Here is a 426-nt window from a genome sequence, read left to right as displayed (position 1 = left end):
GGCCCGCCATCTGCGTGGCCTCGGTGTGCAAGCGGGTGACAGCGTGGCGATCCTGCTGGCCCGTTCCCATGAACTGCTGGTCAGCCAACTGGCGGTGCTCAAATGCGCAGCGGTCTATGTCCCGCTGGACATCAACGCACCGCTTGAGCGCCAGGGTTTCATGATCGAGGACAGCCAGGCACGGGTCCTGCTGACCGAAAGCCAGGCGCTCCTTACTGCCAGCGTGCAGCGCGTGGACCTTGACCGCGTGGAGCTGGAACGTCTGGACGGCGATGACCTGGCGCTGGTGCAATCCAGCGAAAGCGTGGCCTACATCATGTACACCTCCGGCTCCACCGGCACTCCAAAGGGTGTGCTGGTGCCGCATCGAGCGATCAGTCGTCTGGTGATCAACAACGGTTATGCCGAGTTCAATGCCCGGGACCG

1 protein-coding gene is annotated in these 426 nt (G+C 63.4%); it reads left to right on the top strand.

Translation table 11 applies throughout. The features are described 5' to 3' along the window. Nucleotides 1–426, top strand: a 426-nt coding sequence (locus tag HX866_RS33995; protein ID WP_177141292.1) for an AMP-binding protein, incomplete at both ends; no start/stop codon positions are given.

This window comes from Pseudomonas gingeri, assembly GCF_013386165.1.
Classification (GTDB): domain Bacteria; phylum Pseudomonadota; class Gammaproteobacteria; order Pseudomonadales; family Pseudomonadaceae; genus Aquipseudomonas; species Aquipseudomonas gingeri_C.
Note: the sequence above shows the minus strand (reverse complement) of the source record. Positions and strands in the feature narration are given on the sequence as shown.